We start from the raw sequence: 922 nt of genomic DNA, 5'->3' as shown, positions 1-922 counted from the left end.
CTTGGACACGTCCTGCACCTTCTTGAAGTCCAGGAAGGCCCCCTTCTCGATGACCCTCCGGGTCACGGTGTCCTGACCGTCCCAGTGGTAGAGGGTTACGGTCTGATTGCACAGCCGGTAGTCCAGGGGGCCGTCCCGGCGCTTGAGGGGGACCATCAGCCGCACCCCCTGTAGATATCCAGGTACCGGGCGGCGCAGCGGTACAGCTCCCGTTCCTGCCCTCCGGGGCTCAAATCCAGGCCCTGGGCGCTGCCATAGCTCACCGACACGCTGCCGATGGAGGCCGACTGCACCGGGCCCGCCTCGCCGCTGAGCAGCAGCTGGAAGGAGTATAGGGCCTCCGCCATCGCGCACACCGCCATATCCGCCGCCCTGGGCCGGGGGGTGCGCACCTGGTACATCCGCCGGTACCGCCGCAGCTGGTCCCGGGCCCGGGCCGCCCAGATGGGCCACTCCGCCTCCGGGACAGCCCCGCCGTGGTAGTTGCTCACGTAGAAGTCGTAGCTGGTCATAGGGCTCAGGGCTTGTGGTGGAGGTAGATGCCCGCCAGCTTGTTCTGGTACACGTCGGCAATGCCCACGTTCCGGTAGCCGAACTTGTAGGCGTCGGCAGTCTGATTCTGCTCCGGGGCGATGATCTTGGGGGCCACGTGCTTGGGGAACTGGATGACGGCGGGCTTGTGGATGATAAGGAAGTTGATCTCCTTGGCCTCCGCCGCCTTCACGTAGCCGCCGGCGGTCTCGTCCGCCGTGTTCTCCCCGGAGCCGGTGAGCTTGCCGGAGCGCTGCTGGATGGCGGTGTAGAACCGGGTCTGGGGCACCTTCACCAGCTTGGCGAAGTTGCTCAGCACCTCCCGGCTCTTGGTGGTGTCCAAATCCTGGACCATCCCCAGCAGAGTGGGGGTGATGTAGAGATACCGGCC

General features: G+C 66.2%; 1 protein-coding gene and 1 pseudogene. Both read right to left on the bottom strand.

The genetic code is table 11. From position 1 onward, the window contains the following. Positions 1-155: 155 nt before the first annotated feature. Complete coding sequence (locus D1646_RS21590; RefSeq protein ID WP_160638414.1) at positions 156-512, bottom strand: hypothetical protein; 357 nt, start codon at positions 510-512, stop codon at positions 156-158. 5 nt (positions 513-517) lie between these two features. Further along, positions 518-922: pseudogene (locus tag D1646_RS21585) on the bottom strand (hypothetical protein); the annotation flags it as partial.

The organism is Pseudoflavonifractor sp. 60, assembly GCF_009911645.1.
Classification (GTDB): Bacteria; Bacillota; Clostridia; order Oscillospirales; family Oscillospiraceae; genus Lawsonibacter.
This window is presented reverse-complemented; position numbering and strand designations above follow the sequence as displayed.

Bases quoted from the DNA above. Each gene is read 5' to 3' on its own strand.
- D1646_RS21590 (WP_160638414.1), bottom strand. From the start codon at position 512: ATGACCAGCTACGACTTCTACGTGAGCAACTACCACGGCGGGGCTGTC.